At 57.7% G+C, this 3,883-nt stretch carries 4 protein-coding genes; 1 reads left to right on the top strand and 3 read right to left on the bottom strand.

Annotation, left to right across the window (positions count from 1 at the left end):
* Positions 1 to 78: 78 nt before the first annotated feature.
* Positions 79 to 993, bottom strand: coding sequence for a S1 RNA-binding domain-containing protein (locus NW818_RS11930; RefSeq protein WP_414351627.1), 915 nt, complete (start codon positions 991 to 993; stop codon positions 79 to 81).
* Between the two features lie 71 nt (positions 994 to 1,064).
* Positions 1,065 to 1,505: an RrF2 family transcriptional regulator gene (locus NW818_RS11925; RefSeq protein ID WP_414424671.1), complete on the bottom strand. Its 441-nt coding sequence runs from the start codon at positions 1,503 to 1,505 to the stop codon at positions 1,065 to 1,067.
* 130 nt (positions 1,506 to 1,635) lie between these two features.
* Between NW818_RS11925 and NW818_RS11920 the strand changes: the two genes are divergently transcribed.
* Complete coding sequence (locus NW818_RS11920; RefSeq protein WP_414342457.1) at positions 1,636 to 2,631, top strand: AAA family ATPase; 996 nt, start codon at positions 1,636 to 1,638, stop codon at positions 2,629 to 2,631.
* 20 nt (positions 2,632 to 2,651) lie between these two features.
* Here NW818_RS11920 and NW818_RS11915 read toward each other — a convergent pair whose 3' ends face one another.
* The gene (locus NW818_RS11915; RefSeq protein ID WP_414424670.1) at positions 2,652 to 3,683 is read right to left on the bottom strand and encodes an ABC transporter permease; all 1,032 of its coding nucleotides are present in this window, start codon (positions 3,681 to 3,683) and stop codon (positions 2,652 to 2,654) included.
* Between the last annotated feature and the right edge of the window lie 200 nt (positions 3,684 to 3,883).

The raw sequence follows: 3,883 nt of genomic DNA, 5'->3' as shown, positions 1-3,883 counted from the left end.
TGATTTTCCTCTGATTGCCGTAAGGCGTCTTGCTTTCCCTCTGCAGGTTTTGCATCCGAACTCGAGGCAGAGATGGGATCAGATGACTTGGCCGTCGGATGTTATTCTCCCCTTGAGTTTACCGGCCCGCTCTTCGGCCTCCTCCATAACCCTGTCCAGCTGCTCCAGCACCTCGCCCGGATGCTTTTCCAGCACCCGCAGGGAGAGGGCCATCCGTCCCTTGGCCTCATCCACATCGATGACAACAGCTTTGATGCGTTGGCCTGGTTTGAACAAATCCGGTAGCGAGGCTACAAAACTTTGGCTGACCTGCTTGATGTGCAACAGCCCGGTTACCCCTTCTTCCAAGTCCACAAACACACCGAAGGGTTTTAGTCCGCTGACTTTGCCTTCCACCACTTGGCCACTGGTGTAGCGGCTCAGGTTCTCGGACTTTACAGCCGCCCTTTGGGAGAGCACCAGCTTGTTGGCTTCTGGGTTCACCTCGATAAAGCTTGCTGTCAAGGATTGCCCCACCAACTCCTCCAGACTTTCCCGTTGGCTGAGGTGGGAGCGGGGAATGAAGCCGCGCAGCCCCTGCACATCCACCACCACCCCCCCTTTGTTGGTGGCGATCACCGGAACGGTTACCGTCTGGCCGTTGGCTTGCTTCTGGGCCAGCTCTTCCCAAAGCCGCTTCAGCCTCAGCCGCCGCGCCGAGAGCACAATTTGTCCTTCTGCATCTTCCCGCAGGATGAGAAACTCGGCTTCTGTCTTTAAAGGAAAGAGCGCACTCAAATCTTCCCCTGGGCGGATCCCTGCTTCCTTGAGGGGCAAAAAGGCCGGGGATTTGCCGCCAATATCCACCAGAGCGCCATCGTTCTGATGTTGGAAGATGCGGCCTTGCACCACCTGCCCCGGTTGAAAGCTGAGGTTTTGCTTGTCTAAAGCCTGGGCAAAATCTTCCGCGGAAAACGTATCGGCAGCCTGAGAGCGAGAAGAGCGAACGGTCATGGAAGGGCTCAATTCGAAAAGCAATGGGTTTCAGGATAACCCAAAACCTTCCAAGGATCCCAGCCTCTGGCTTAAATGTAGTACATAAGCCGAGCTTGTTGCTGTTGTGCCTGCCGGTCGCAGAGGTCTTGTAGGGTGGTCTTCTGGAGAATGGCTACCGCCGCAGCTTGGGCATCTTGCCAGGCCTTCAGGAGCACTTCCCGCTCTGGGGTGAGATCGCCCGAGGGCAAGTCGCGGGAGCGGGTGAGATCTTCCCCCTCGATGGCCTGGATAACATCCAGCAGCGAGATCTGCCAGGGTGCTCGGGCCAGGAAGTAGCCTCCCTTGGATCCCCGTTGGCTGCGCACCAACCCCTGTCTGCGCAAGGTGGCCAGCAATTGCTCCAAGTAGCGGTCGGGTATGGACTGATGAGCCGCAATTTCTTTAATCCGCAGCACCTGGCCATCGCTGTAGTGCTGGGCCAATTCCAGAAGGGCCAGGAGAGCATATTCACTTTTGTAAGACAGTTCCAAGATATCCATCCTTGTGGAGGGCTTAGGTCTATGATACTCCGGTTTTTCACTGGGGTTTAGCGGGATCCCGCCCTGAGCTGGCAATGGGATCCAGCCTGTAAGGTGGAATAGGCCCCTTTGGGAATGGTTTATGGCGAGTGTCAGCACCCGGTCTGGTTCAGCACGGATCCCAGCGGAGCGATTACAAACCTTGCACCAACAGATTGGCAAGCTGATTGCCAATATCGAATCCGTGTTTCAGGGCAAATCGCAGGTGGTGCAGGCGGTGGTCACGGCCTTGGTTGCGGAAGGTCATGTTTTGCTTGAAGATGTGCCCGGTGTAGGCAAGACCACTTTGGCGCGGGCCATCGCCCACAGTTTGGGGGCCAAGTTTCAACGGATTCAATTTACCAGCGACCTATTGCCGACAGATATCCTTGGCCTCACCCTTTTCAACAAAGAAAAAGGGGATTTTGAATTTCGTCCCGGCCCCATTTTTGCCCACGTGGTCTTGGCGGATGAAATCAATCGCACCTCGCCCCGCACCCAAAGTGCCCTGCTGGAGGCAATGGCGGAAAAGCAGGTTTCGCTGGACGATCGCACCTACCCGCTGCCCAGCCCATTTATGGTGTTGGCCACCCAAAATCCTTTGGAGTACCACGGCACCTATCCCCTCCCAGAAAGCCAGTTGGATCGGTTTTTGGTACGGCTGTCGATTGGCTACCCCAGCCCTGAGGTAGAGCGAGCTTTACTCTTGCAACGGCAACAGGCCGAGCCGGTGGATGCTCTGCAGCCGGTTCTCTCCCTGATGGAGTTGCGAGAGATTCAGTCGGCGGTGGATCAGGTGTATTTGGATGGATCCCTGGCGGACTATCTTCTGCAGGTGGTGCAGGCCACTCGCGTGTCCAAGCTGTTGCGGGCGGGGGTATCCACCCGTGGAGCCCTGGCCTTGGCGCGGGCAGCACGGGCTCAGGCGCTGGTGAAAGGGCGCAGCTTTTGTCTACCAGAAGATCTGCAAGCACTGTTCGTGCCGGTACTGACCCATCGGGTTTCTCTGGCCGGGTCGGGAGAGATGGCCGGCAACCGACGGCAAGAGGCTGAGGCGGTGATTCGGGATATTGTCTCCACAATTGAGCCGCCTGTTTGAGGGATCCGTAGCAGCAATGGCTAACTAAAAAACGAGTCGGGTCGGATACGGGGATCCACCCACATCAGGAGCAAATCGGCCAACAAATTGCCCAGAATGAGCATCACGGCCCCCAGCAGAAGCCCCGCCATCACCACATTGATGTCGAAACTTTGAACAGCCTCCAAGAGCAGCTTGCCCAGCCCCGGCCAATTGAAGAAAAACTCGGCAATAAAAGAGCCGCTGAGCAGATTGGCAAACTCAAAGCCCAAGATCGTGATCAAGGGGTTGACGGCGTTGCGCAGCGCGTGCAACCAGATCACCCGCCACTCTGGGATCCCACGGGCCCGCGCCGCCTGGATGTATTCCTGCCGCAGCACATCCAAGAAATTGCCGCGCGTAATCCGCTGCAGCCCGGCAAAGCTGGTGATGCTCAGGGCCAGCGTGGGCAGGAGCAGGTGGCGGCCCAGATCCAGCAACTTTTCCCCCAAACTAAGCTCGGCAAAATAAACACTGGTCATCCCCCCCACCGGCAGCCAGCCGACATTCTGGGCCACGATCAGCAGCAAAATGGCCAGCACAAAGCTGGGCATGGCCTGGCCCAGGTAGCTGAGCAACTGCAACGCCCGATCCAGGGGGGTGTTCTGCCGCAGCGCCCCCAGGATCCCAAGGGGAATGGCGACCAGCCAAGTCAGCACCACAGAGGACACCGCCAACAGCAAGGTAGCGCCGGCGCGGGAGAGGATGAGCTGTGCTACCGGCACGCGATAGGTGTAGCTCACCCCGAAATCCCCTTGCAGCAGGTTGCCCAGCCAGGTCAAGTACTGCCAAACCAAGGGCTTATCCAACCCCAGCCGCGCTTCCTCTTGGGCAATAAACTCCTGGCTGACACTGGGATCCGCCCGCAAGGGATCCAAAAAATCTCCGGGGGCCAGCTGCAAGAGCAAAAAGCTGAGCACCGTGATCAACAGCAGCACCGGCACCGCTTGGGTCAGCCGCTGCAAAACTAAGGCCAGGGGAGGCCAAAGGTCAAAAGCGCGGGAACGGGAAGGCGGAGAGGAGGTTACAGCCACAGATGCAGATGGATACCTTAAGTGGTGCGCTCTTTGAGTTGGATTCTTGTCGAACTATGCTGACATCCTTGCGGCCAGATTTCCAGTGTGGGGTTTGCCAAGTCGAGCGGCTCTCTTGCAGGGGAATTGAGGGCTCAGGCAGTCCGGCAGACAGAAGCTGAAGCGGTACACTAGTCAGCTAGAAATCGCAGGAGCCCCGC

It is taken from the genome of Synechococcus sp. R6-5 (assembly GCF_047461775.1).
In the GTDB taxonomy this organism is placed as follows: Bacteria; Cyanobacteriota; Cyanobacteriia; order Thermostichales; family Thermostichaceae; genus Thermostichus.
Note: the sequence above shows the minus strand (reverse complement) of the source record. Positions and strands in the feature narration are given on the sequence as shown.

What these genes read in the sequence shown, in the direction of transcription:
- NW818_RS11920 (WP_414342457.1), top strand. Translation starts at nt 1,636, where the DNA reads ATGGCGAGTGTCAGCACCCGGTCTGGTTCAGCACGGATCCCAGCGGAG.
- NW818_RS11930 (WP_414351627.1), bottom strand. Translation starts at nt 993, where the DNA reads ATGACCGTTCGCTCTTCTCGCTCTCAGGCTGCCGATACGTTTTCCGCG.